This window comes from Viridibacillus sp. FSL R5-0888 (assembly GCF_038009105.1).
GTDB lineage: Bacteria > Bacillota > Bacilli > Bacillales_A > Planococcaceae > Viridibacillus > Viridibacillus arenosi.
The window spans coordinates 3,667,193-3,692,444 of sequence record NZ_JBBPAU010000001.1 but is presented as its reverse complement, the minus strand read 5'-3'; the positions used below and the strand labels follow the sequence as shown (position 1 = coordinate 3,692,444).

Here is a 25,252-nt window from a genome sequence, read left to right as displayed (position 1 = left end):
GCTTGTGTAAGGTGGAGATTAGGATTGAAGGTACTGAAATCTCTAAAATTATCCCATGAAATAATATGTGTTGTTTCCGATACTAATGAAATTAAAGATTATTGTGTTAAAAATGATATCCCATTTGTTTACAGTAATAAACAAAAATGGGAATATTCATTTGATGTGAATCATGATTTGATTGTATCTTGTATGTTTAATAAAATTTTAAGTGAAGAACTATTAAAAAAGCCTAAATTTGGTGGTATTAATATACATCAATCTCTTTTACCTTTGTATAGAGGTAAATCTCCAGTAATTGCGGCTGTGAATAATTTAGAAGAATATATAGGATTTACAATTCATTACATGGATAGCGGTGTAGATACAGGTAATATTATTTTTCAAAATAAATGGCCCATAGATTACGAATTGACACTTGAAGATTTAATGAATCAGTTTATTGGGTTAATACCAGTTGGCTTACAATTTGCTATAAAGCAAGTTGAAAATAATGTGAAAGGTATCATACAAATTGATAATCAATCTACATATTGTCAAGAGTTAAACAGAAATATAGATTGGTATACTCCATTAAAAGATTTAGTTAATACTAAGGAGGAATATATTTGAAGAGAGTAATAATAGTCACGCCCCATCCAGATGATGAAACATTAGGCTGTGGTGGCACTTTATTAAAATATAAAAAAGAAAACCATGATCTTTATTGGTTAATTGTTACCGGTATGGGGGATTCTTTTACAAAAGAACGAAAGCAGAAACGTCAAAAAGAAATTGATACTGTGGCAAATATGTATGATTTCAAAGAAGTATTCCAATTGGATTTTCCAGCTGCGGAATTAGATTGTATTCCAATGGGAGATATCGTTGGTCGTATAAGTCAAGTTTTTTCAAAAGTTAAGCCACAAATAGTTTTTACACCTTATCCTGGAGATATTCATAGTGACCATAAGGTTGTATTCGATGCTACTATGTCTTGTACGAAGTGGTTCCGTTATCCTTCGGTTGAGAGGGTGCTTGCGTATGAAACTTTATCTGAAACAGATTTTTCTATTGATCCAGATGTTAATGGATTCAGACCAAATGTCTACATTAACATTGGTGGGTTTTTAGAAGAGAAAATTAAGATTATGAATATTTATGCTTCCGAGATTAGCGCATTTCCCTTCCCAAGAAGCGAGAAAGCTATCAAATCGTTGGCATATTTAAGAGGTGCAGCGAGCGGTTATGAAGAGGCAGAAGCATTTATGTTACTGAAGGAGCGAATAGAATGACAAATACGTATATCATCGCAGAAGCAGGAGTCAATCATAATGGTTCCTATTCGATGGCGAAAAAGCTTGTCGATGTTGCAAAAGAAGCTGGAGCAAATGCAGTTAAATTTCAAACATTTCGTGCGGAGAATTTAGTGACAAAAGAAGCGATGCAAGCAGATTATCAAGTGGAAAATTTAGGTAAGGCTACTTCTCAATATGAAATGTTAAAATCATTGGAATTATCATATGAAGAATTCACAGCACTGAAAAGCTATTGTGATGAAATAGGAATCGAATTTTTATCTACGCCATTTGACCATGATAGCGTGGATTTTTTAATTGAAGATTTACAAATGCAGACTATTAAAATACCATCTGGAGAGCTGACTAATTCACCTTTTATCCATTATATTGCGACTAAGAAAAAGAAAATGATTATTTCAACGGGTATGGCTACAATTGCAGAAATACATGAAGCCTTATCCTTTGTCGCATATGGCTTAGCTAAGCCATATGAGGAAGTTTCTATTGAAAACGTTCAATCTTATTATAAAACAAATGAGGCTAAAGAGATTTTACAAAAATTTGTAACGGTATTACATTGTACAACCGAATATCCAGCACCTTTTGAAACAATCAATCTAAAAGCTATGAATCAGTTAGCAGAAGAGCTAAATTTGCCAATTGGATTTTCTGATCACTCTCAAGGGATCTCAGTTCCAATTGCTGCAACTAGCATGGGGGCAACTATCATAGAGAAGCACTTTACATTGGACCGAAATTTACCGGGACCAGATCATGTAGCTTCATTAGAGCCCTTGGAATTAAGCGCCATGATTGAAGGTATCCGTCAGATTGAGAGTGCTTTAGGAACAGGATTAAAAGAACCAACACCAATTGAGATGAAAAACAGAGTAGCTGCTAGAAAAAGTCTTGTGGCAAGTACTGATATCAGACAAGGAGAAATATTAAAAATATCTAATATCGCTGTTAAAAGACCTGGTAATGGCATATCTCCATCAAAGTATTGGTCGATTATAGGGGAAAAGTCTACTAAATTTTATAAAGAGGATGAACAAATCGATGAATAAGTCGATAATAATAATAGGAAATGGTGGACATGCATCAGTTTTAACAGAAATCTTATTATTACAGCAACGAAATATAATTGGTTTTACAGCACCAAAGGCAGAAGTAAATTCATATGGATTAAAGTATCTTGGAACGGATGAGATAATTAAGAATTATAATCCTGAGAAAGTAGAACTTGTATTAGGATTAGGAACAGTTCAAATTTCTACTTTGCGTCAAAGTCTTTTTGAGAAAATGAAAAAACTACGATACACATTTGTGACATGTGTTCATCCGAATGTAATCATATCTACTACAGCTATTTTAGCTGAAGGATCTCAAGTAATGGCGGGAGCGATTATACAGCCACATGCCAGAATTGGGGAAAATACGATTATTAATACAGGTGTAATTATTGAACATGATTGTGTAATTGGAGCTCATGTTCATATTGCACCAGGTACAACTCTTTCAGGAAGCGTTCATATAGGCGAGGGCTCTCATATTGGTACGGGGAGTTCTATTATACAAGCAATTGAAGTTGGAAAAAACGCTCTTATTGGTGCAGGAGCTGTTGTTATTTCAAATATAGGTACAAACAAAAAGGTTTTTGGAGTACCTGCAAAGGAAGTGTAATAGATGAAAAATTGGAGAAGTACCTTAGTCAATAAAAACACCACACTTTTAGAAACAATGAAAATCATCGATGACTCCTCCATGCAATTTGCAGCAGTTGTAGATGAAGTAAATAATTTACTGGGTACAGTAACTGATGGAGATATTCGTAGAGGTATTTTAAGAGGAGAAGGATTAGATGTACCGATTATAAAGGTCATGAATTCTTCCCCTATAAGTGCAGGCATTAATAATACATATAGTGATTGTTTAAACCTATTAAAAAAACATAAATTAAAGCAGTTACCAATTATAGATATGGATAATAGAATTATTGATATCATTTTTGCCGATGAGGACCCAGCTACCAAAAATAATGGAAATACGGTTGTTTTAATGGCAGGTGGCCTTGGTACACGTTTACGTCCATTAACAGAGAATATTCCGAAGCCAATGCTAAATGTAGGAAATAAGCCGATTTTAGAAACGATTATCGACGGCTTTAAGCAATATGGCTTCACTAACTTTATAGTATCTGTGAATTATAAAAAAGAGGTTATTCAAGATTACTTTCAGGATGGATCAGCTTTTGGTGTGTCCATTTCTTATATAGAAGAAGATAAGAGAATGGGAACTGCAGGTGCTTTGTCTTTGTTGAAGGAAAAACCTACTAGCCCTATTTTTGTTATGAATGGTGATTTACTAACGCAGGTAAATTTTGAACAACTATTGCAATTTCATGAAGAAACAGAAGCGGCTGCAACGATGTGTGTTCGTGAATATGAATATCAAATACCATATGGCGTCATTGAAACGGAAGGTCAGCATTTAGTTTCGATTAAAGAAAAACCAATGCATCGTAGCTTTGTGAATGCAGGGATATATGTACTTAATCCAGAAGTATTTGATTATATCCCACTAGATGAATTTTATGATATGCCAGATTTATTTAAACAATTAATGGATGAACAGACTAATGTATCGGCATTTCCGGTGAGGGAGTATTGGCTAGATATTGGTCGTATGTCGGATTTTGAACGTGCTGATGACGAGTATAGTAGCTATTTTAATAAGGTGGATTGTAAATAAATGATGAGTCTAAAAAAAGCTGTTGTGATAGGCTACGGATCTATCGGGAAAAGACATACTAGACTGTTAAATGGATTAGGTATTACTACAGTAGTAGTTTCAAAACGCCATATTGATGTTGAAAATAGATATTTAACAATTGAAGAGGCTATTGAAAAAGAGAAACCAGAGTATATTGTTGTAGCAAATGAAACTTATTTACATGAAGAAACACTTACTAGAATACATAATACTGGATATGATCAGAAGATTTTAGTGGAAAAGCCTTTATTCTCGAAAAAATCGTATTTCAACTATCAATTTTCTTCATTGTATGTAGGCTATAATCTAAGATTTCATCCAATTATTCAAAAATTATATGAGCTATTGAAGAGTGAGCAAGTTATATCGGTAAATGCTTATGTGGGTCAATATTTACCTACATGGAGACCTACTACAGATTATACAAAAGGATATTCTGCAGATGTCTCAAAAGGTGGTGGCGTTATTAGAGACTTAAGCCATGAATTAGATTATTTAAATTTCTTATTTGGTAAATGGGCTGAAATGACAGCGAATGGTGGGCAAATAAGTAATTTGTCCATTCAATCAGATGATTATTTCTCAGTTTTGTATCAAACTCAGACTGGGATTAATGTTTCAGTAGAAATGAATTACTTAGACCGGATTATTCAAAGACAGTTAAGCATACAAACAAATAAACATACATATAAAGCTGATTTAATCAGCCAAACGATACAAATTGATAGTGAGATTATACAATTTAATGTGGAACGAGACGAAACATATTTAAATCAACATATCGCATTATTAAATAATCATGTTGATATGCTATGTGATTTACAGGGTGGACTAGATATAGTTCATATGATTGAGGTAGCTGAACAATGCTCGAAAGAAAAGGTGTGGATAAAAAATGCGTAGAATTTGTACAATTTGTGCTCGGGGTGGCTCTAAAGGAGTCAAAAATAAAAACTTAAAATTACTGCTAGGAAAACCATTAATCGCTCATAGTATTTTACAAGCGAAAGCAAGTGAACTATTCGATGTAATAGCAGTAAGTAGTGACAGTCAAGAGATTTTACAAGCTGCGAAGGACTATGGTGCAGATATTGTAATTGAACGACCAGTTGAGTTAGCAACAGACACAGCAGCAAAACTACCAGTTATTCAGCATTGTGTAACAGAAGCTGAAATAAAATCGGGCTTAGTTTTTGATATCATGACAGATATTGATGCAACATCTCCGTTACGTTCTGTGGAAGATTTGAAGGATAGTATTGAATTACTTGAAAATCACGAGCATGCTACTAATTTAATAACTGGTGCGCCTTCTAGAAGGAGTCCTTATTTTAACTTAGTAGAAGAAAATACAAAAGGCTTTGTTCAACTATCAAAAGAATTGTCTTCAGCAGTAGTAAGAAGACAAGATGCTCCGAAAAGCTTTGATATGAACGCTTCTATTTATATTTGGAAAAGAGACCCATTTTTCGATAATACATCATTATTTACACCAAATACAGTTTTATATGAGATGCCTGAAGAACGTTCAATTGATATAGATTCAGAACTAGATTTTGAGTTTGTCTCATTTTTAGCTGAGAAAAGAGGAAGTTTATTATGAAGATAAACTATTTTGAACGCTTTAGCCTAAAAGGGAAGAATGCTATTGTTACTGGTGGTGCAGGCATTTTAGGAAGTCATTTCTGTAAAAGTTTAGCCGATGCAGGTGCTCATGTAGCTGTTGTTGATATTAATATTGAAGTAGCAACTAAAGTTGCGGAGAAAATTACAGCCGATTATACCACGACTGCAAAAGCATTTTATTGCGATTTAACATCTGAGATATCTGTGAAACAAATGGTACAAGCAGTTGTAGAAGAGTTTGGTGAAATTAATATTTTACATAATAACGCTGCTGGTAAATCAAGTGATTTAATTTCATTTTTCGCACCATTCGAGGATTATGACTTAAATCAATGGAAAGAAATTATGAGTACAAACTTAGATAGTATGTTCCTTGTGGCAAAATATGTAGGTAAAGTAATGAAGGAACAAGGTAAAGGTGGTTCTATTATCCAAACATCATCAATTTACGGAGTAATGGGTCCGGATAATCGCATTTATGAAGGTTCGTATTATTTAGATTGTAAAATTAATACACCTGCTATTTACTCAGCTTCTAAAGCAGGTGTTGTAGGTTTGACAAAATATTTGGCTACTTACTGGGCACAAGATGGTATTCGAGTGAATTCTATTACCCCAGGTGGCGTTGAAAGTGGTCAAAATGATACATTCAAACAAAACTACAGTAACCGTATTCCATTAGGAAGAATGGCACAACCACAGGAAATGACTGGAGCATTGGTTTATTTAGCTTCTGATGCATCTAGCTATGTAACAGGACAGAATATTATTGTTGACGGTGGATTAAGTGCTTGGTAAATAATTTATGAAATTAGGAGAATGAAAATGAATTCTGTAGCGATTATTGGAGCTGGACAATTAGGAAGTCGACATTTACAAGGCCTAGCAAGAATAGAAGAACCGCTAGAAATATATATCGTTGATCCTCATGAACAGTCATTAAAGGTTAGCAATAAAAGGTTTCAAGAGATTCCTAATCATAATAATAAAACATTGCACTTACTAACTAATGTACAAGAACTTCCCTTAAATATAGATTTTGTTGTTCTTGCTACGAACTCTAAACAGCGTCTGCATGTACTAAAAGAGTTGCTGAAACAATCAACTGTAAAATATTTGGTTTTGGAAAAATTTTTATTCCCTTATGTTGAAGAATATAAAGCTGCTAAAAAGCTGATTGAAAATAATAATGTGTCGGTATTTGTCAACTGTGCAAGGAGATCATGGTCTAGTTATAAAGAAGTAAAAGCACTACTAAAAGGTCGAAGAATTATTGAAATGAAAGTAACGGGAACTAACTGGAATTTAGCTAGTAATTCTATTCATTTCTTAGATTTATTCTTATATTTAACAGATCTGCTAACTGTAAATGTTGATATTTCACAATTAGACCAAGATATCTTAGAAAACAAAAGAAAAGGATATATTGAATTAACGGGTATATTAAAGTTCACTACCCCTTTTGATCAAGAGTTATTACTTTATTCAACGATTGAAGAAAATGTAAAACTAATGATTACTATTATTACGGATAAAGAGAAAATTATTATTGATGAAACAAATCAGGAAATTCAAATTGGTGAAGATATCAAACATTTTTGTACCTTTTATCAAAGTGAATTAACAAATATTATTTATGAACAATTAATAGACAGTGGAAGTTGTTCATTAGTTTCATTTGAAGAGTCTATGAATGCACACCTCCAAATATTAAATGCAATTAATTTATTTTTAGGTAAAAGAGAAGGGATTATTACATAATGAGTATTTTATTAGTTGGAGCAGGTTATATGGCAAAAGAATACGCAAAAGTATTGAATGGTATGAAACTAGATTATACGGTTGTTGGTAGAAGTCAAGAAAGTGTGAATTCATTTCGAGAAGATATAGGTAAAAATGCTTTAGAAGGTGGTTTGGAAAGCGTGTTCTCTTCCCTTTCAAATCATTATGATTATGCAATTGTAGCTACAACAGTTGAGAGTCTGGAGAATAATACATTATTTTTAATAAATAATGGAATTAAAAATATACTTGTAGAAAAACCTGCTGCACTTTCTTATGAAAAAATGAACGAAATAGCTCAAAAAGCTAATGAAAAAAATGTAAATGTTTATATTGCATATAATCGGAGATTTTATGCATCTGTTCTAAATGCAAAAAAAATAATTGAACAAGAAGGTGGACTTCAATCTTTTCTATTTGAATTTACAGAATGGAGTCATGTGGTTGGAAAACTAAATAAAACAAAAGAGCAATTAAATAATTGGTTTATTGGGAATTCGAGTCATGTGTTAGATACTGCATTTTTTTTTGGTGGTAAGCCAAAAGAGATTAGTACCTTCATCCAATCTAAGTTAGACTGGCATCCGAAGGGAAGTATTTATTCAGGAGCAGGTTTGACAGAAGAAAATATTTTGTTTTCATATCATGCGAATTGGACAGCTCCAGGAAGTTGGAAATTGGAGTTACTAACACAAAAAAATAGATATATATTCCGACCTTTTGAAAAGTTACATGTACAGACTCTAGGAAGCATTGATGTGATAGAAGTACCTATCGATGATTTATTAGATACTCAATACAAACCTGGTTTATTTAAACAAACTGAATCGTTTTTAAAAATAACCCCTTTAACTAAGTATTTGTTGAATATAAAGGAAGGTTTAGAATTAATGAAAATTTACGAGAGAATTAATGGAGGGCAATGATGAGAATCGTAACTCTAGGCGATTCATTAGGATTACCCCGTCCGAATAGAATTAATAATTATTCACCGGATGAAAAGACATTAGCAGTAAGTTATGATGAAACTTACTCTTCTATTTTACAGAAATCCTTAATAGAAAAATTTCAAATGAATCCTTATGTTGAAGTTATTAATCGCTCAAAAAGATTTTACACAATGAAAAATATACATCAAGAATTTGTTGACCATCTTTATTTTTTTGAACCGGATGTAATTATTCTTCAAGTTGGGATAGTAGATTGTTGGATTAGAGAAGAATTAAACGGTAATCAAATGGTTAATATTACGGATTTTAAACTTTATTTTGTTAATATACTTAAAATGTTATTGAACCGGCCCAAATGTAAACTAATTATTGTTGGTATATGCCCGACATCGACTAAAATGGAGAATCGATATATTGGAATCAATCAACAGATTGCTATATATAATAATGTTTATAAATCAGTAGTCGATAATCAATCCGTATTTTATATTGATATGGAAAATTATATTAAAACCCAAAATACAAATGAATATTTACTTCCTGATGATCACCACTTAAATAAAAATGGAAACTTACTAGTTTCTAAGTTGATTCTACAGTTAATTAATGCTTTTATTTTAAATAATGAAGGTGTTGAAATGTATAATAACAGTGAGCAAGAGGAAGCTTTAAACACATTCTATGAATCTTTTAGGTCATATCCAAAATACAGCGATAATGTATATAATTTAATTTCTCTTGCTCATATGCTAAAATCTGAAGAAATAAAAAAAGAGGTTATAGAATATGCAAAAATGAATTTTATTGAGGATAAAGATATTTATGAATTGTTATTGCAGGTTACTTAATTTTGTGGAAATATAAATATTTTGTGTGAAAAAGATAGGGTTTATGTATAAACAAATTCCGTAATTAGTTAGATAAGTCAAGAAAATAAATTAGAAGAATTAGGGTAACTTGAGAACTGATATGTACAATGGTACATACGTTTATACTTATAAACAGTTAATACAAGTACAATCATTGGAGTAAGATTAAACTCCAGAGATCTTAGATACTTGTGAATAGAAAATTCATATAGCGTTTGAAAAATCCTTTAGCAAAAATTAAACTTTGTCTAAAGGATTTTTCTTTGTTTACTTAAATAGTCCTAATACTGCTTGCACACTACGATTAGTATTTTGAATTAACAATTCGTCGCCTTTTTGAACGATGTTTTGTTTCACTAAATCCATCATTTCAAGCGCCATGTCTGGATCGCGAATTAGTGATTCGGATTTTTGTAAGCTTTCCTCAGCACGGCCAACATTTTCATGATGTGATGATAAGGAATTATAATCCGAGCCAACATTAGCTAAGTCTTTTGAGATTCGTACGAGTGCTTTGTCTATTTTTCCTATTAAAGCATCTGCATTTTCACGGGTTTCCAAGTTTACATTTTCAAGTCCTAAAGCTTTTGTACTCACATCAACTGTATCAATTGCTAATTTTTGTCCGGAATTTGAACCGACCTGGATAAATAATGGGCGAATTTCTCCTAGAATACGTTGTGTGTTGAATTCTAAGTCATCAGCTGTATCATTGATTGATTCCATTAGCTGATTAAGCTCTTTTTGAGCTGCATTTCTATCATCTTCTGTAAGTGTATCATTTGCGGCTTGAATTGCTAATTCACGGCTACGATGTAAAGCGGTATCAACACCTTGTAAACCTGAATCAGTTACTTCCAAAACAGATAGTCCATCCTGCATATTATGTTGTGCACGAGATAAGCCTTTAATCTGTGAACGCATCGTTTCTGAGATACTGAGTCCAGAAGCATTTAATGCTGCCCTAACAATTTTATCCCCACCTGACAACTTTTCAAGTGTTTTTGTGACTGAAGATTGATTCTTTTGAACACGATTATTTGCAAAGGTCGTCCATGCCTTATCTTGTATCCTCAATCTATTCACCTCCATGTGAAATATTTGATTCCAAATGTAATATCGGTAGAAACTTGTAAAATTTTTAGATTTGCTGAAAGATTTCTAGATGTCTCCGATAATAAGAGTAAGAAACCTTGTGCACATAGGAGGATTGAGTTAAATGCGAATATCGTCACAAACAGCCATGGAGAATTCTACTACTACTGTTGTACCACAGGCTAAGGCATCCGCTGTAGTAGGAAAAGACATGGACAAAATGATAAAAGTACAACAGCATTCACAACAAGAAGAACAACCAACTAAAGAAACGATAGAAAGAGCAGTAAATGCCCTTAACGAATTTATGGAGTTTCACAACAAAAGTTCTAAATTTGTGTTACATGATGGGCTAAATCGCTATTTTGTCCAAGTAGTAGACGCTAAAACAGATGAGGTGGTACGTGAAATCCCACCGAAAAAATTGTTAGATGCCTATTACACAATGCAAAAATATTTAGGAATGGTAGTAGATGAAACAATTTAAAAAAGATTACTAGGAGGAAATATAAATGGTAAATCGTGTAGGTGGATTAGCGTCAGGAATGGATATTGATGCATTAGTAGAAAAGTTAATGACAGCAGAACGTGTACCACTAGACAAATTAAATCAAAAGAAAACAACATATGAATGGCAACGTGATGCTTATCGCGGTATAAATACAAAAATGAAAACATTTAGTGATTATTTATTTGATAATTTTTTATTATCAAGCAATTTTGTGAAAAACAAAGTTAATGTGTCAAATAGTAAAGCTATTTCTGTATCCGCAGGTTCAAGTGCTAGTGGTACTTTAAATATTCAAGGGATAGGGAAATTGGCAACTGCAGCAACTTCGAAAGTTACAACTGCTCCTAATCTATCTAAAAATGCGCTTAGTAGTGATGATAAATTGTCGGATTTTGGTGTGGCAACTTCTGGAGAATTGAAAATTAAGGTTAATGGTGAAGAAAAAACATTAGTATTAAATGAAGACACAACACTTTCAGATTTGCAAACTACATTAGGATCTGGGGTTTTAAAGGTATCAGGCGGTAAATTAACGTTTGGAAATTCAAACGTAGTAGTGGATGATGCAAATACAAAAAATCAATTAAAGAATTTAGGCGTATCATTTAGCGATACTTTTGATGTGGGTGGTTCAAAAAAAGTAGATATAGCTAATACTACAGACCTTGCTTCTTTAGGGATTAATGGAACTTTAACTTTTAAAGTAGGAGATACTACAAAGACATTAACTGTAGGTCCTGATAATTCAGACCCCAATACAATTACTACAGTTCAAGATTTAATGAATAAATTGGGCAGTGATTTTAAACTATCTCTGAAGGATGGAAAGTTTTCTTTTGGCAAAAGTGAGATTAGTGTTACAGATGATAATACTAAGGAAGCATTAGAAAAACTTGGTTTTGATGTAGGGAACAAAGTTGCTTCAACAGAGTTAAAGTATGCTACTGGAGGTAGTAAAGGAACTTTAACGAATAAATCTCTTCTAGGAGAGTTAGGGTTAACTAATGGTAAATTGGAATTAGAAGTAGTTGGTAATAATGGTAAGATGATTACTTCAACTGTTTCGTATAACGAATCAGATACAATTGAATCATTTATGAAAAAGTTAAATGGTGCTGGATTAACAGCTCTTGTAACAGAGGACGGTAAAATGTCCATCACAGCTAACTCTACTGGGAAGGGAATAGATGGAGCAGCAATCCGTATAAAATCTGAAAAAACTGATGAAGAAATTCCGACTGAAAAAGATGTTGAAGATGGGGTACTAAAAAAGTTAGGCTTTAGTACAGGTAACGATGGTAAAACAATTGCAGACGGAACTGATTCTGAATATATGGTAAATGGTTTAGTGATGACAAGTAAATCAAATACAGTTACAATTTCTGGTTATTCAGTGACCTTAAACGAAACTTATAATGCTACAGTTGATGGGGCTGGAAACGTACTTTATGGTAGTGAATCTGCAATTTCTGTTTCAGCAGATAAAGACATAGATTCAATGGTAGACAAAATAAAGGAATTCGTCTCTAAATACAACGAGTTAATCTCAGGAATAAATGATCAATTAAAAGAAACAAAATACCGTGCTTATGCACCATTAACTACTGAACAAAGGAAAGACATGACCGAAAGTGAACAAAAACTTTGGGATGAAAAGGCTATGAGTGGTCTTTTACGAGGCGATTCAATTTTACGTAGTGGTTTAGGTGACATGCGTAATGCTATTTATAGCCAAGTTAATGGTCTTGGCGATAAAGTTATCGACACAATGTTTGAAATGGGGATTACGACTTCAAGTACAACAAGTGACGGAGGAAAGCTAGTAATTAACGAAACAAAATTACGTAAGGCATTAGAGGAAGACCCAGATCGCGTTGTTAAAACATTAACACAAACTGGTAGTAAAACAGATGCTGACGGAGATACACGGGGTATTGTAAAACGATTACGTGACTCAATGGATGATTTCACGAAAAACATTGAGAAAAAAGCGGGACGTGCTACAATGACTGACAGCCAATACACAATTGGTAAAAGCTTAATCAGTTTTGAAGACCGTATCACTGCTCTAACAGCACGCCTAAAAGACGTAGAAACACGCTATTGGAAGCAATTCTCTGCAATGGAGACAGCAATCAACAAAGCCAACTCACAATCGTCAATTTTTGCGCAATTTGGCGGACAATAACTGGTATAATAGTAGTAAATATTTTAAAGGAGTTGTATGATCTTGGTAGCACAATCAGCGCATCAAGCCTATAAACAAAATAGTGTGACGACGGCATCCCCTGGTGAGCTTACATTAATGCTTTATAATGGATGTATTAAGTTTTTACATAAAGGTAAACTTGCTATTGAGGTTAAAGATGTAGAAGCGAAGAATACGAATCTATTAAAAGCGCAAGCAATTATCTCTGAATTAATGTCAACGTTGAACATGGATATTGAAATTTCTAAACAAATGCTGAATTTATATGAATATATGAATCGTCGTTTAGTTGAGGCGAATATACAAAATGATGTAGCAATCATTGATGAAGTAGAGGGCTATGTTGTAGAATTCCGTGATACATGGAAAGAAGTTATACGCTTAAATCGTCAACAACAATTCACAGGGAATCAGATTTGATGGGGAAAGTCCAACAATTGCTAATTGCCTCTGAACAGCTTTATTCACACTTAACTAATTTACCAGCTGATAAAGACCGGGATGCTTTTATCGAGAATATAGATACCCTATTGGATGCTCGTGGAGCCATCATTGATGATATACAGGCAAGTGATCCTAATGCATTGAATAATCATCCTCTATTAAAGAACCTTATTGAATTAGATAAAGGCATTAAAGAACGTCTATTAAAAGTGAAAAATTTAATTAAAGCTGATATGCAACAACTCCAAACAACTAAAGCATCGGAGCAAAAGTACACAAATCCATATGCATCTGTCCGTACGATGGATGGCATGTATTATGACCGGAAAAATTAACTTCAACCCTCCTCACCCATTGAGGAGGGTTTTCTAATCACTTATACCTATCTATTTACCAATATAAACAGTTTGATTATAATGAAATTACATAAAAAGAGAAGGTGAGTTCTGATGAAATATAATCGCTTGGAGTCGTTTCGCCATATTCTTCAAGAACCTGTGAAAGCGGAATTTCGTTTGTGTATGGATGGCAAAGAACAGGGTAAATTATCGAGTAAAGTTGACTGTTTGATTTTAGATATGAGCCCGAGTGGCTTGAGGTTGTCGACACCTTTAAATTTGCCTGCGGAGAATTATTTAATTCGAATGGAGTTAATGTTTGTTCTTTTTTCGAAGCCTATACGTACAATAGGTGAAGTGAAATGGAAAAAATCAGGTAATGGCTCGTATGTATATGGCATTGATTTAGAAGAAGATGAAGCGGTTGAAGAGATGATTATTTCAGAACTCAAAGCGAGACGACGCACTGAAGTAATTAATAATAAAACGTCTTCTGATAATTGAGTGTTCAATATTTCGACAAAATTCTTCAGAATTCCTAAATTTTTTAAAATTTTTTTACGGTTTAAGAAGGAGTTTTTAGGGAAATGTAGAATTAGTAAGACATGGTTGAAATAAAGGAGGAGTTTACATGCTAACATTTAACATTCGTGGTGAAAACATTGAGGTGACTCCAGCAATTCGAGAATACGTTGAAAACAAGATTCAGAAAATGGAGCGTTATTTCAACGAAGATTTCGAAGCAACAGCTAACGTTAACTTGAAGCTTTACAATGATAAGCAAACTAAAGTTGAAGTAACTATTCCTATGAAAAACCTAACATTACGTGCTGAAGAGCGCAATGCAGATTTGTATGCAGGGATTGATTTAATTATAAACAAACTTGAGCGACAAATTCGTAAGCACAAAACAAAAGTGAACCGAAAATTCCGTGAGCGTGAAGGTGTAGGCTATTACTTTGCTACTGTTCAACAATCACCGACTGCAGCGGCTGTAGCTGAAGAAGAGGACGAATTAACAATTGTACGTACTAAACAATTCTCATTAAAACCAATGGATCATGAGGAAGCTGTTCTTCAAATGAACCTACTTGGTCATGATTTCTTCATCTTTACAGATGCAGAAACAGATGGTACGAACATAGTCTATAAACGTAGCGATGGCAAATACGGCTTAATTGAAACTAACTAACCAGTAAATATTTACATCCCTCATTTTAAATGAGGGGTGTTTTTTTATGCAAAAAAAGCGAATTTCGTAAAACTGTATTCATTAAAAATTACTTAATATTCCAATTTAATATTTGTATTGCAATATTTTTTCCATGTAATAAAATAGGTATAGATTAGTTCTAATGTATTATTAGGTGAGGTGTGTTAGTGGTTAAAAAGTTTTGGTTAAATGAAATAAGTTTTACTTGGAAAGTTTTGGTTCCTATGTTAATCGTTGTACTTTCTTTTTTTATACTTACTGCAACTTACACATATTCGAATACAAAGAAAATACAATTACAACAATTGGAAAAAGAACTTTCACTTGAAATTCAAAGTATCGAGAAGCAATTTTCAAATGAGTTATTTCAGAAAAGATTGATTGCCGAGCGTATTGGTGAAAAAAAAGAAGTAGAAACGTACATACAAAAAGCACATACACATGACAATGTGCAATTTCATAACTTAAATAATTCTGTACAGAAATTATTAGATGATGCTAAAAGTAAGAGTAGTTATATTGATCATATATGGATTACTGATGCTTATGGAGAATTTATGATAGGGAATTCAGGATTGTTGGCAGAGGATATGATTGGTATAAAAAAACGTCCTTGGTTTACACTAGATACAAAAAAAGAAGGAGTTTTTTATACAAAACCCTATCAAGATGAACATACGAAAACGAGTACAATCAGCGTCATTTATCCATTTTCCACAAATGATAAGAGGTTAGGCTATATAGGCATTGATATGGCTTTAAATAATCTTTTACCTACCGCTAAATCAGGTGGGATTACGGGTCAAAATATTGTTCTCTTCTCTTCAGATGGACATGTATTATTCGATGAAAATCAAATGTGGCCATTATTTAAAAAAGAGCATATTCCATTGAACATAAGCTCACCAGTTTCTATTGATAAAGGTGATTATTATGTCGAATTACGTAAAGTGAGTAATAGTGATTGGAAGATGGGGGTTTATGTTCCCGAAGAGAAAGTTTTAGCACCTTTAAAAGATTTCCAAAAGAGAATTATTTTTTTTTGGTTGGTCGCTATTCTTATTTTACTTTTTGTCATTAAGGCCGTGATGACTTATTCAATGAAAGATTTTAATTCCGTAGTTGACCAATTAAAGCAAATTGAAAAGGGAGATTATACAAAAAAACTCAAAATTCAACGTCGTGATGAAGTAGGAAGAATAGCAGATGCAGCTGAACATATGGGGAAACAAATACATAAGCAGATGGAAATTTTGAATTTTCAAGCAAGCTTTGATATGCTAACTAAACTACCAAATCGCTCTTCCATCGAGCGTCGAATAGATGTCGGAATTCGTCATTGTCGCTTGCAAAATGAAGAAATGACTGTCGCTTTTATAGATGTTGATAATTTCAAAGATGTAAATGATACACATGGCCATGCTTATGGTGATGAGTTATTAATTCAAGTTGGGCAACGAGTGCAAACGAGGCTAAGTAACAGTAGTTATCTAGGTCGCTTCGGTGGAGATGAATTTATTTTATTACTTAAAGCGAATTGCGAAGTTAGTCGACAAAATCTAAACGAAATACTATTGCTATTCAATGAACCATTCAATTTGAACGGTCATGATGTATATGCAACTGCTTCTATAGGAGTTGCAATATATCCGACAGATAGTATAACAAGGGCAGGATTATTAGTGAAGGCTGATACTGCTCTTTATGAAGCGAAGAAACAAGGGCGGAACCAGGTTGAATTTTTCAAAGGTGAGATGCAAGAAAGTTTTGAAAAGAAAATGCGTCTAGAGGCTGGATTACGGACAGCGCTTGAAAATAATGAATTTGAGTTATTTTATCAACCGCAATTAAATGTTTCCTTAGGGTATATGGCGAGTGCAGAGGCCTTAATTCGCTGGAATCATCCAGAATGGGGAATGGTGTCACCTGATGAATTTATCCCTTTAGCAGAGAGTTCTGGCCATATACGTTCGATTGGTGCTTGGGTCATTGATGAAGGTATTAAGATGGCAAAAACGTTAAAACAACATTATCCTAGATTACATCGAATCGGTTTAAATGTTAGTTCGGTACAACTAAGGGAACGGAATTTTGTAGAGCAAGTAAAAATGGCGATTGAAAAATACAATATTGATCCTTCTTTAATTGAACTAGAAATTACAGAATCTGTTGTCATCGATCGTTTAGAGGAAACAATTGAAAAACTTTCAGCGTTAAAAAAATTAGGAATTGCTCTTGCTTTAGATGATTTTGGGACAGGCTACTCTTCACTAAATTATTTGCGTCGTTTGCCAATTGATCGAGTAAAGCTAGATCGATCGTTTATTCAAGAAATGGATGAGGATCCTAAAAAGGCAACAATGGTGCATTATATTATTGAAATGGCACATAGTTTAGGACTGAAAGTTGTAGCGGAAGGTGTCGAAACAGAGAAGCAAATGCAGATGTTAAATATGCTGCAAGTAGACAAGGTACAAGGGTATTTTTATAGTAGACCTATAACGCAAGAAGGACTTTTCACATTTGTAGATGAAAAATATGGAGAAATTCAATTGTAAAATAACTAGGGTTCATTTGCACTAAGTATCAAATCAGTGTTAAAATGAACTTTGAGACTATATGGGATGTGAAGATAAATGCTTGGCATATTAAATAAAGTTTTCGATTTTAATAAACGTGAAATTAAACACTTATCAAAAGTTGCAGATGCTGTTGAAGCGTTTGCTGGACAAATAGAGAAATTATCTGATGAAGAATTGAAGGCGAAAACAGAAGAATTTAAAGAACGCTATGCAAATGGTGAAGATTTAGATTCGCTTCGTCCTGAGGCATTTGCCGTTGTTCGTGAAGGAGCTCGCCGTGTTTTAGGTATGTTCCCATTCCGCGTACAGCTTATGGGGGGCGCAACCCTTCATGAAGGTAATATCGCCGAGATGAAAACGGGTGAAGGTAAAACGTTAACTTCTACTTTACCTGTGTATTTAAATGCGATCACTGGTAAAGGTGTTCATGTAATTACGGTCAACGAATACCTTGCAAGTCGTGATGCTGCTGAAATGGGTAGACTATATGAATTCCTTGGCTTAACTGTAGGTCTGAACTTAAATAGTTTATCTAAAGATGAAAAGCGCGAAGCATATAATTGTGATATTACTTACAGTACAAACAATGAGTTAGGATTCGATTACTTACGTGACAACATGGTTCTTTATAAAGAAGAGCGCGTGCAACGTCCACTTTACTATGCTGTAATTGATGAAATTGACTCTATCTTAATTGATGAAGCGCGTACGCCTTTGATCATTTCTGGACAAGCTGGAAAATCAGCTCAACTGTATAAACAATCAAATGCATTTGTACGTACTTTAAAAATAGAAGAAGATTATACGTATGAAGAACAAACAAAAGGTGTTACATTAACCGAGAAAGGTATTGAAAAAGCTGAAAGTGCATTCAATATCGACAACCTTTTTGATTTAACACATGTCGGTTTAAACCATGCTATTAACCAATCGCTAAAAGCACACGCTTCAATGCATCTTGATGTTGACTATGTCGTTCAAGATGGGGAAATTGTTATCGTTGACTCTTTCACTGGTCGTTTAATGGATGGTCGTCGTTATAGCGATGGTCTTCACCAAGCGATCGAGGCGAAGGAAGGTCTTGAGATTCAAAATGAATCCATGACAATGGCAACGATTACGTTCCAAAACTACTTCCGTATGTATGAAAAATTATCTGGTATGACAGGTACAGCGAAAACAGAGGAAGAGGAATTCCGCAACATTTACAATATGCAAGTTGTGACAATTCCAACAAATAAACCGATTGCTCGTGATGACCGTCCTGATTTAATATACGCTTCTATGAAAGGCAAGTTTGAAGCTGTTGCAGATGATATTGCTGAACGCCATAAAAATCAGCAACCAGTTCTAGTAGGTACTGTTGCTATTGAAACATCTGAATTGATATCGAACTTGTTAACAAAACGTGGCATTCCACATGAAGTATTAAATGCGAAAAACCATGAACGTGAAGCTGAAATTATTGCAGAAGCAGGTTCAAAAGGTTCAGTTACAATTGCAACAAACATGGCTGGTCGTGGTACAGATATTAAATTAGCTGATGGCGTATTAGATATTGGTGGTTTAGCTGTAATTGGTACTGAACGTCATGAATCTCGTCGTATCGATAATCAGTTACGTGGTCGTGCTGGTCGTCAAGGTGACCCTGGTGTGACTCAGTTCTATCTTTCTCTTGAAGATGAATTAATGCGTCGTTTCGGTTCTGAAAATATGAAGAATATGATGACTAAACTAGGCATGGATGATTCTCAACCAATTCAATCTAGTATGGTATCTCGTGCAGTAGAATCAGCGCAAAAACGTGTTGAAGGTAACAACTTCGACTCTCGTAAGCGTCTATTACAATATGATGATGTTATGCGTCAACAACGTGAAATTATCTACAAAGAACGTTACGAAGTACTTGAAACGGACAATATGCGTGATTTAGTTGAAACGATGATTGATGAAGTGTTAGTGAACACAGTAAGTGCATATACTTCTTCAGACTCGGAATCTGATTGGAACTTAAAAGCAATCGAAGACTTCGTTTCTGCGAATTTATTACCTGAAGGGGTTATTACTGTTGAAGATTTACAAGGTAAATCAGTTGATGATATCCTAGATGAAATTCGTAAAGAAATTAAAGCACACTATGATGAAAAAGAGGCAGAGCTTTCACCAGAGCGTATGCGTGAGTTTGAGAAAGTAATTTTACTTCGAGCAATTGACTCTAAATGGATCGATCACATCGATGCTATGGATCAATTACGACAAGGTATCCACTTACGTGCATACGGTCAAACTGATCCACTTCGCGAATACCAACAAGAAGGTTTCGAAATGTTCGATGCTATGGTTGAAGCAATCCGCGTAGATGTTGCAAAATATGCGATGAAAGCTGAAATTCGCAGTAATTTAGAACGTGAAGAAGTGGCGAAAGGCCAAGCTGTTAACCCAAAAGAAGACGGCGAAAAAGTGAAGAAAAAACCAGTCCGCAGCAAAGATGCCAACATTGGTCGTAATGATTTATGTCCATGTGGAAGCGGTAAAAAATATAAAAACTGCCACGGTGCAGTATAATAAAGCCTTATTATATGATTAAATGAATAGGTGGCAACTAACAAAACATGGGGGGATTTTATCCTCTCATGTTTTATGCCGTCCTAAGGGGTAATCATTTAGGCAAAGATTATTGTGAAATAATCAAACCAAATTTGGAGGAATACAAAAAATGTTTGAATTAGCAGACGTGCGTAACGAGTTAGACAATTCAGCTAAGAAATTAGCGGACTTCAGGGGGTCTCTTTGACTTAGAAAACAAAGAGGCACGAATACAAGAATTTGACGAATTAATGCTTGAACCAGAATTCTGGAACAATCAACAACAGGCACAAAATATTATTAATGAGTCAAAAGGCTTAAAAGAAGTTGTGAATGAATATAAAGAATTAGAAGATACACAAGAAAACTTAGAAATGACACTAGAATTATTACGTGAAGAACCTGATGAAGAATTACAAGATGATTTAACGGTTGAGTTAAAAGAATTCGTAGCACGTTTAAAAGAATTCGAACTACAGTTATTGTTAAGTGAACCTTATGATAAAAACAACGCAATCTTGGAACTTCACCCGGGCGCTGGTGGTACCGAGTCGCAAGATTGGGGTTCAATGTTATTGCGTATGTATACGCGCTGGGCTGAAAAACGTGGCTTTAAAGTAGAAACAATGGATTATTTACCTGGCGATGAGGCCGGCATTAAGTCAGTTACATTAGCTATCAAAGGACATAATGCATATGGCTATTTAAAAGCTGAAAAAGGTGTTCACCGTCTTGTACGTATTTCACCTTTCGATTCATCAGGTCGCCGTCATACTTCATTCGTATCATGTGACGTGATGCCAGAATTTAACGATGAAATTGAAATTGATATCCGTACAGAAGATTTGAAAATTGATACGTACCGTGCGACTGGTGCAGGTGGTCAGCATATTAATACAACTGACTCTGCTGTTCGTATTACCCACACACCAACAGGTACAGTTGTTCAATGTCAGGCTGAACGTTCGCAAATTAAAAACCGTGAAAAAGCAATGGGTATGTTAAAAGCGAAGTTGTATCAATTGAAAATTGAGGAACAACAAGCGGAATTAGATGAAATTCGTGGAGAGCAAAAAGAAATTGGCTGGGGTAGTCAAATTCGTTCATACGTATTCCACCCATATTCAATGGTAAAAGACCACCGTACAAGTGCTGAAACAGGAAACGTGCAAAATGTTATGGATGGTGACATTGATCAATTTATCAATGCTTACTTACGATCTAAACTTTAATTTAACTATGAAAAGCCATTCGACGGAGTAATTCGTTGAATGGCTTTTTTGCATGTAAAAAGGGTATGTTTCCTACTTGCAATTTCTTATAAACGTAGTAAAATACAAAGTAAGAACAAATGTTCCTATTTTGGAGGTGGAAGCATGTCGCGTATCCCAAATGAAGCTCTTGCGGTGCTTGAAACAGTTATTTACTTACCAATGGTACTATCCATTTTCGAAAGAGACTGTAAAGCATTTGAACAAGGAACATTCAAATTGAAGCGGCCATATATCGATTTAGTGCATGAAGCGATGAAACAGGTGCAAAGTGAATTACATGCAGCTCATCAATATTTGCAAAAAAACCGGCTTAAAATTATGCGAGGAAATCGTGATGAGTTATTTTCTGAATACATCTTTATATACAATAATACTGAAGAATATCGTCGGTATTCTAATATTCGATTACGTAACCGAGTAGAAGAACTGTTAACATTTTATTTAACACAAGTCCAATTTAAAAAAGAGAAGGACGTTTAATCTCGAAACGTTGTTGTAAAAAGTATGCCATTGCTAGTTGAGTTCTCATTGTGATGACTGATACGTCTACTTCAACATCTTGTCCGTTTTTAAAAGACACAAGACTTTTTGATGGACCAGCATCTTCAAAAAACTCAATTGCATGCATAGCAAACCAAACATTATAATGCGAATTAGGCGATAAAGTTGGCATGAAAATACAAGGTGTACCATAATCATAAGCAACGACAATAGGGAGTTTATGGCGTGCGCCAAGATATTCTTTTGACTTGTTCGTAGCAAGCTTAAAAGAAGTACCATAGTCAGAGCAAGATTTATGTATTACTCTAGATGGCCTTGCATCTACAAGAAATTCCCTCTCCTTTTCAACTACTCTTGTGTAAATGTGATTACCCTCGAAAACTGGCATAAGGGCAAATGTACTAAAAGACAATGTGAAATTCGATAATTTCGTCAGTTTTTCATCCAATATTTGTTCCTCCCTCCGAATGATAGTGAAATTAGTATAATTTCACTATCATTTTAACTATAATTGGTATAAAGTGCAATGGTAAAATGGAATATATAATTATAATATCCTATATATTACCTTCAATATAAATTAAGATTGCTTATTTATCTGAAATTTCTTATAATAGAAAAAAGGCATTCGAGGTGAGATCGTTGGATAAATATTATTCCTATACCGATTTTCTAAAAGCTCTTGGACGAACTGACAACACGAATAATGCTGAAAAATTGTTAGATACGATCTATTTAGATTTGTTTTTAAACCATGTACATCGTGCACAAACGGAAGAGTATCTATTAGCTTGCATTGACTCAGCCCTAGATGAAAGAAATGAAGTCGCCTTTTATCAATACGCAAAAGAATTAGAGAAATTGCAGACAAGCGCCGGATAAGCATTGTTAGATAATTAATGATAATAGAAATACTAGTATAAGTTTCGAGCTTATACATAGAGAATTTCAACATAGAAGAAGATCGTTCCTATATTGGAACGATTTTTTTGTTGATTTAATATCATTGGAAATAAGTAAGTGTAAACAGCATTGAGTGGACACATATAAACTTGTTTTTAAATTGAATTATCGATAGTAAAAGAAATGAGTAAATCTATAATGATAAATGCCTCGGTAGTACAATAATTGGCAAAACAATGAAACTAGTTTCGAAAAACATATGTTCGCTTATTGCTCGATATTTCCAATTTGCTATGGTAAAATATATGTAATTAGTAACAAGGAGGACGTGGCTATGGTTCAGGCATTTGATTTACATTCACCATACAAGCCAAATGGCGATCAGCCAGCAGCAATAGCAGAGCTTGTAGAAGGTATCCGTCAAGGTAAACAACACCAAACCTTACTAGGAGCAACTGGTACAGGTAAAACATTTACAATTTCCAATGTTATAAAGGAAGTCAAAAAGCCGACCCTTGTGATTGCTCATAATAAGACACTCGCGGGTCAATTATATAGTGAATTCAAAGAATTTTTTCCAAATAATGCAGTAGAATATTTCGTCAGCTATTATGACTACTATCAGCCAGAAGCTTATGTACCACAAACCGATACATATATCGAGAAGGACTCTAGTATTAATGATGAAATTGATAAGTTGCGACATTCAGCAACATCTTCATTATTTGAAAGAGAAGATGTTATCGTCATCGCATCTGTTTCTTGTATTTACGGTCTCGGTTCACCAGAAGAATACCGAGAAATGGTGTTGTCTATCCGAACAGGGATGGAAATCGAAAGGAATCAATTGTTACGTAAACTTGTAGATATTCAGTATGAACGTAATGATATTAATTTCACACGCGGAACATTTCGAGTACGCGGTGATGTTGTTGAAATTTTTCCAATATCTAGGGACGAGAGATGCTTGCGTGTAGAATTTTTCGGTGATGAAGTAGAGCGTATTCGTGAAGTTGATGCGTTAACAGGAGAAATTCTTGGCGAACGAGAGCATGTCGCTATCTTCCCTGCATCCCACTTTGTTACGCGAGAAGAAAAAATGGTCAAAGCCATTGAGAATATTAAAGATGAATTGAAGGAACAACTTGAGAAACTTCGAGAGGAAGATAAGTTACTCGAAGCTCAACGCTTAGAACAAAGAACAAATTATGATTTAGAAATGATGAGCGAAATGGGCTTCTGTTCAGGAGTAGAAAACTATTCTCGCCATTTAACACTAAGACCAGCAGGTGCAACACCATACACATTATTAGATTACTTCCCAGAGGATTTTTTGCTAGTAGTGGATGAAAGTCATGTTACATTACCACAAATCCGAGGAATGTATAACGGTGACCAAGCGCGCAAAGGTGTTTTAGTTGATCATGGATTCCGCTTACCATCAGCACTTGATAATAGACCGTTAAAATTTGAAGAATTTGAGAAACATGTTCATAACGCAATTTTTGTTTCTGCTACACCAGGACCTTATGAATTGGAACATACACCTGATATGGTAGAGCAAATTATTCGTCCAACTGGTCTTCTTGATCCTGAGATCGAAGTACGACCAATTGAAGGTCAGATCGATGATTTAATCCATGAAATTAATTTACGGACTGAAAAAAATGAGCGTGTATTAATTACAACATTAACGAAAAAAATGTCAGAAGATTTAACGGATTATTTAAAAGAAATAGGGATTAAAGTACAGTACTTACACTCAGAAGTTAAAACGTTAGAGCGAATTGAAATCATTCGTGAATTGCGTATGGGAATATACGACGTATTAATCGGAATTAACTTACTTCGTGAAGGTATTGATATCCCAGAAGTATCTTTAGTTGCCATACTGGATGCAGATAAGGAAGGCTTCCTACGTTCAGAGCGTTCGCTCATCCAAACAATTGGACGTGCAGCACGTAATTCGAACGGTCACGTTATTATGTATGCCGATCGTATGACGGATTCGATGACAAAAGCAATCGACGAAACAAATCGCCGTCGTACAATTCAAGCTGACTACAATGAGGAGCATGGCATTACGCCAAGAACCATTCAGAAAGAAATTCGCGATGTAATTCGGGCAACACAGGCAGCCGAAGAACAAGAAACATACGTAACAAAAGTAATGAAGGGTAAAAAGCTAACAAAGCAAGAAAGAGAAACACTTTTACTTTCATTAGAAAAAGAAATGAAGGATGCCGCAAAAGCGCTCGACTTCGAACGTGCTGCAGAGCTTCGTGATACAATCCTGGAACTGAAAGCGGAAGGATGA

25 protein-coding genes are annotated in these 25,252 nt (G+C 34.4%); 23 read left to right on the top strand and 2 right to left on the bottom strand.

Features of this window, described 5'->3' with window-relative positions; all coding sequences use genetic code 11:
* Window positions 1-24 precede the first annotated feature (24 nt).
* Genes MKY02_RS18435 through MKY02_RS18385 form a run of 11 tightly spaced genes read left to right on the top strand, consistent with a single transcriptional unit; the run spans window position 25 to window position 9,258 of the window.
* Window positions 25-612: a formyltransferase family protein gene (locus MKY02_RS18435; RefSeq protein ID WP_076065622.1), complete on the top strand. Its 588-nt coding sequence runs from the start codon at window positions 25-27 to the stop codon at window positions 610-612.
* Window positions 609-1,274 (top strand): PIG-L deacetylase family protein, encoded by a 666-nt coding sequence (locus tag MKY02_RS18430; protein ID WP_076065623.1) that lies wholly within the window; start codon window positions 609-611, stop codon window positions 1,272-1,274. The genes MKY02_RS18435 and MKY02_RS18430 overlap by 4 nt, the downstream gene beginning before the upstream one ends.
* A complete protein-coding gene (gene neuB / locus MKY02_RS18425) occupies window positions 1,271-2,347 on the top strand; it encodes an N-acetylneuraminate synthase (protein ID WP_076065624.1) in 1,077 nt (358 codons plus the stop codon). Before MKY02_RS18430 ends, neuB begins: the two co-directional genes overlap by 4 nt.
* Window positions 2,340-2,963 carry an acetyltransferase gene (locus MKY02_RS18420; RefSeq protein ID WP_076065625.1) on the top strand — a complete coding sequence of 208 codons (624 nt, stop codon included), beginning with the start codon at window positions 2,340-2,342 and terminating at the stop codon, window positions 2,961-2,963. Before neuB ends, MKY02_RS18420 begins: the two co-directional genes overlap by 8 nt.
* Window positions 2,964-2,966: 3 nt before the next feature.
* Window positions 2,967-4,031: a nucleotidyltransferase family protein gene (locus MKY02_RS18415; RefSeq protein ID WP_076065626.1), complete on the top strand. Its 1,065-nt coding sequence runs from the start codon at window positions 2,967-2,969 to the stop codon at window positions 4,029-4,031.
* Window positions 4,032-4,955, top strand: a complete 924-nt coding sequence (locus MKY02_RS18410; RefSeq protein ID WP_083669663.1) for a Gfo/Idh/MocA family protein — start codon at window positions 4,032-4,034, stop codon at window positions 4,953-4,955. It begins immediately after the preceding gene.
* Window positions 4,948-5,655 carry an acylneuraminate cytidylyltransferase family protein gene (locus tag MKY02_RS18405; RefSeq protein WP_076065627.1) on the top strand — a complete coding sequence of 236 codons (708 nt, stop codon included), beginning with the start codon at window positions 4,948-4,950 and terminating at the stop codon, window positions 5,653-5,655. Before MKY02_RS18410 ends, MKY02_RS18405 begins: the two co-directional genes overlap by 8 nt.
* Window positions 5,652-6,476: an SDR family oxidoreductase gene (locus tag MKY02_RS18400; RefSeq protein ID WP_076065628.1), complete on the top strand. Its 825-nt coding sequence runs from the start codon at window positions 5,652-5,654 to the stop codon at window positions 6,474-6,476. Before MKY02_RS18405 ends, MKY02_RS18400 begins: the two co-directional genes overlap by 4 nt.
* Window positions 6,477-6,503: 27 nt before the next feature.
* Window positions 6,504-7,439 (top strand): Gfo/Idh/MocA family oxidoreductase, encoded by a 936-nt coding sequence (locus MKY02_RS18395; protein ID WP_076065629.1) that lies wholly within the window; start codon window positions 6,504-6,506, stop codon window positions 7,437-7,439.
* Window positions 7,439-8,386 (top strand): Gfo/Idh/MocA family protein, encoded by a 948-nt coding sequence (locus MKY02_RS18390; RefSeq protein WP_076065630.1) that lies wholly within the window; start codon window positions 7,439-7,441, stop codon window positions 8,384-8,386. Before MKY02_RS18395 ends, MKY02_RS18390 begins: the two co-directional genes overlap by 1 nt.
* Window positions 8,386-9,258 (top strand): SGNH/GDSL hydrolase family protein, encoded by an 873-nt coding sequence (locus tag MKY02_RS18385; RefSeq protein WP_076065631.1) that lies wholly within the window; start codon window positions 8,386-8,388, stop codon window positions 9,256-9,258. Before MKY02_RS18390 ends, MKY02_RS18385 begins: the two co-directional genes overlap by 1 nt.
* Window positions 9,259-9,546: 288 nt before the next feature.
* On the opposite strand, the gene MKY02_RS18380 is transcribed toward MKY02_RS18385, so the two are convergent.
* Window positions 9,547-10,365, bottom strand: a complete 819-nt coding sequence (locus MKY02_RS18380; RefSeq protein ID WP_340711702.1) for a flagellin — start codon at window positions 10,363-10,365, stop codon at window positions 9,547-9,549.
* Between the two features lie 133 nt (window positions 10,366-10,498).
* On the opposite strand from MKY02_RS18380, the gene MKY02_RS18375 reads away from it, so the two are divergent.
* The 10 genes from MKY02_RS18375 to MKY02_RS18330 all read left to right on the top strand — a co-directional run bounded on the left by MKY02_RS18375 (window position 10,499) and on the right by MKY02_RS18330 (window position 22,011).
* Complete coding sequence (locus MKY02_RS18375; protein ID WP_076065633.1) at window positions 10,499-10,861, top strand: flagellar protein FlaG; 363 nt, start codon at window positions 10,499-10,501, stop codon at window positions 10,859-10,861.
* Between the two features lie 25 nt (window positions 10,862-10,886).
* Window positions 10,887-13,073, top strand: coding sequence for a flagellar filament capping protein FliD (gene fliD / locus MKY02_RS18370; RefSeq protein ID WP_076065634.1), 2,187 nt, complete (start codon window positions 10,887-10,889; stop codon window positions 13,071-13,073).
* Window positions 13,074-13,115: 42 nt separating this feature from the next.
* On the top strand, window positions 13,116-13,514 hold the full coding sequence (gene fliS, locus MKY02_RS18365; RefSeq protein WP_445329615.1) for a flagellar export chaperone FliS: 399 nt from the start codon (window positions 13,116-13,118) through the stop codon (window positions 13,512-13,514).
* The gene (locus MKY02_RS18360; protein WP_038179698.1) at window positions 13,514-13,873 is read left to right on the top strand and encodes a flagellar protein FliT; all 360 of its coding nucleotides are present in this window, start codon (window positions 13,514-13,516) and stop codon (window positions 13,871-13,873) included. The genes fliS and MKY02_RS18360 overlap by 1 nt, the downstream gene beginning before the upstream one ends.
* Window positions 13,874-13,987: 114 nt before the next feature.
* Window positions 13,988-14,380 (top strand): PilZ domain-containing protein, encoded by a 393-nt coding sequence (locus MKY02_RS18355; RefSeq protein ID WP_038179696.1) that lies wholly within the window; start codon window positions 13,988-13,990, stop codon window positions 14,378-14,380.
* Between the two features lie 127 nt (window positions 14,381-14,507).
* Window positions 14,508-15,068, top strand: a complete 561-nt coding sequence (gene hpf / locus MKY02_RS18350; RefSeq protein WP_038179694.1) for a ribosome hibernation-promoting factor, HPF/YfiA family — start codon at window positions 14,508-14,510, stop codon at window positions 15,066-15,068.
* A gap of 188 nt (window positions 15,069-15,256) precedes the next feature.
* Window positions 15,257-17,647, top strand: coding sequence for a bifunctional diguanylate cyclase/phosphodiesterase (locus MKY02_RS18345; RefSeq protein ID WP_340711598.1), 2,391 nt, complete (start codon window positions 15,257-15,259; stop codon window positions 17,645-17,647).
* Window positions 17,648-17,725: 78 nt separating this feature from the next.
* Window positions 17,726-20,236 (top strand): preprotein translocase subunit SecA, encoded by a 2,511-nt coding sequence (gene secA / locus MKY02_RS18340; protein WP_076065637.1) that lies wholly within the window; start codon window positions 17,726-17,728, stop codon window positions 20,234-20,236.
* A gap of 151 nt (window positions 20,237-20,387) precedes the next feature.
* Window positions 20,388-21,489, top strand: a protein-coding gene (prfB, locus tag MKY02_RS18335; protein ID WP_143691067.1) for a peptide chain release factor 2 whose coding sequence is annotated in 2 segments (ribosomal slippage) — window positions 20,388-20,462 and window positions 20,464-21,489 — 1,101 coding nt in all. Because the reading frame shifts where the segments join, the coding sequence is not laid out codon by codon here.
* Between the two features lie 144 nt (window positions 21,490-21,633).
* On the top strand, window positions 21,634-22,011 hold the full coding sequence (locus MKY02_RS18330; protein WP_038179688.1) for a hypothetical protein: 378 nt from the start codon (window positions 21,634-21,636) through the stop codon (window positions 22,009-22,011).
* Here MKY02_RS18330 and MKY02_RS18325 read toward each other — a convergent pair.
* Window positions 21,989-22,480, bottom strand: coding sequence for a competence protein ComK (locus MKY02_RS18325; protein ID WP_051448560.1), 492 nt, complete (start codon window positions 22,478-22,480; stop codon window positions 21,989-21,991). The two genes, MKY02_RS18330 and MKY02_RS18325, sit on opposite strands and share 23 nt — an antisense overlap.
* A gap of 185 nt (window positions 22,481-22,665) precedes the next feature.
* On the opposite strand from MKY02_RS18325, the gene MKY02_RS18320 reads away from it, so the two are divergent.
* Both MKY02_RS18320 and uvrB read left to right on the top strand, forming a co-directional pair.
* A complete protein-coding gene (locus MKY02_RS18320; RefSeq protein WP_412104673.1) occupies window positions 22,666-22,914 on the top strand; it encodes an IDEAL domain-containing protein in 249 nt (82 codons plus the stop codon).
* A gap of 355 nt (window positions 22,915-23,269) precedes the next feature.
* Entirely contained in the window at window positions 23,270-25,252 is a 1,983-nt protein-coding gene (uvrB, locus tag MKY02_RS18315) for an excinuclease ABC subunit UvrB (RefSeq protein WP_038179679.1), read from the top strand.

Excerpts from the sequence above, each read along its gene's own strand:
- neuB (WP_076065624.1), top strand. The coding sequence starts at position 1,271 with ATGACAAATACGTATATCATCGCAGAAGCAGGAGTCAATCATAATGGT.
- uvrB (WP_038179679.1), top strand. The coding sequence starts at position 23,270 with ATGGTTCAGGCATTTGATTTACATTCACCATACAAGCCAAATGGCGAT.
- MKY02_RS18420 (WP_076065625.1), top strand. The coding sequence starts at position 2,340 with ATGAATAAGTCGATAATAATAATAGGAAATGGTGGACATGCATCAGTT.
- fliD (WP_076065634.1), top strand. The coding sequence starts at position 10,887 with ATGGTAAATCGTGTAGGTGGATTAGCGTCAGGAATGGATATTGATGCA.
- MKY02_RS18390 (WP_076065630.1), top strand. The coding sequence starts at position 7,439 with ATGAGTATTTTATTAGTTGGAGCAGGTTATATGGCAAAAGAATACGCA.
- MKY02_RS18405 (WP_076065627.1), top strand. The coding sequence starts at position 4,948 with ATGCGTAGAATTTGTACAATTTGTGCTCGGGGTGGCTCTAAAGGAGTC.
- MKY02_RS18330 (WP_038179688.1), top strand. The coding sequence starts at position 21,634 with ATGTCGCGTATCCCAAATGAAGCTCTTGCGGTGCTTGAAACAGTTATT.
- MKY02_RS18385 (WP_076065631.1), top strand. The coding sequence starts at position 8,386 with ATGAGAATCGTAACTCTAGGCGATTCATTAGGATTACCCCGTCCGAAT.
- MKY02_RS18375 (WP_076065633.1), top strand. The coding sequence starts at position 10,499 with ATGCGAATATCGTCACAAACAGCCATGGAGAATTCTACTACTACTGTT.
- MKY02_RS18360 (WP_038179698.1), top strand. The coding sequence starts at position 13,514 with ATGGGGAAAGTCCAACAATTGCTAATTGCCTCTGAACAGCTTTATTCA.
- secA (WP_076065637.1), top strand. The coding sequence starts at position 17,726 with ATGCTTGGCATATTAAATAAAGTTTTCGATTTTAATAAACGTGAAATT.
- MKY02_RS18355 (WP_038179696.1), top strand. The coding sequence starts at position 13,988 with ATGAAATATAATCGCTTGGAGTCGTTTCGCCATATTCTTCAAGAACCT.
- MKY02_RS18395 (WP_076065629.1), top strand. The coding sequence starts at position 6,504 with ATGAATTCTGTAGCGATTATTGGAGCTGGACAATTAGGAAGTCGACAT.
- MKY02_RS18400 (WP_076065628.1), top strand. The coding sequence starts at position 5,652 with ATGAAGATAAACTATTTTGAACGCTTTAGCCTAAAAGGGAAGAATGCT.
- hpf (WP_038179694.1), top strand. The coding sequence starts at position 14,508 with ATGCTAACATTTAACATTCGTGGTGAAAACATTGAGGTGACTCCAGCA.
- MKY02_RS18415 (WP_076065626.1), top strand. The coding sequence starts at position 2,967 with ATGAAAAATTGGAGAAGTACCTTAGTCAATAAAAACACCACACTTTTA.
- MKY02_RS18410 (WP_083669663.1), top strand. The coding sequence starts at position 4,032 with ATGATGAGTCTAAAAAAAGCTGTTGTGATAGGCTACGGATCTATCGGG.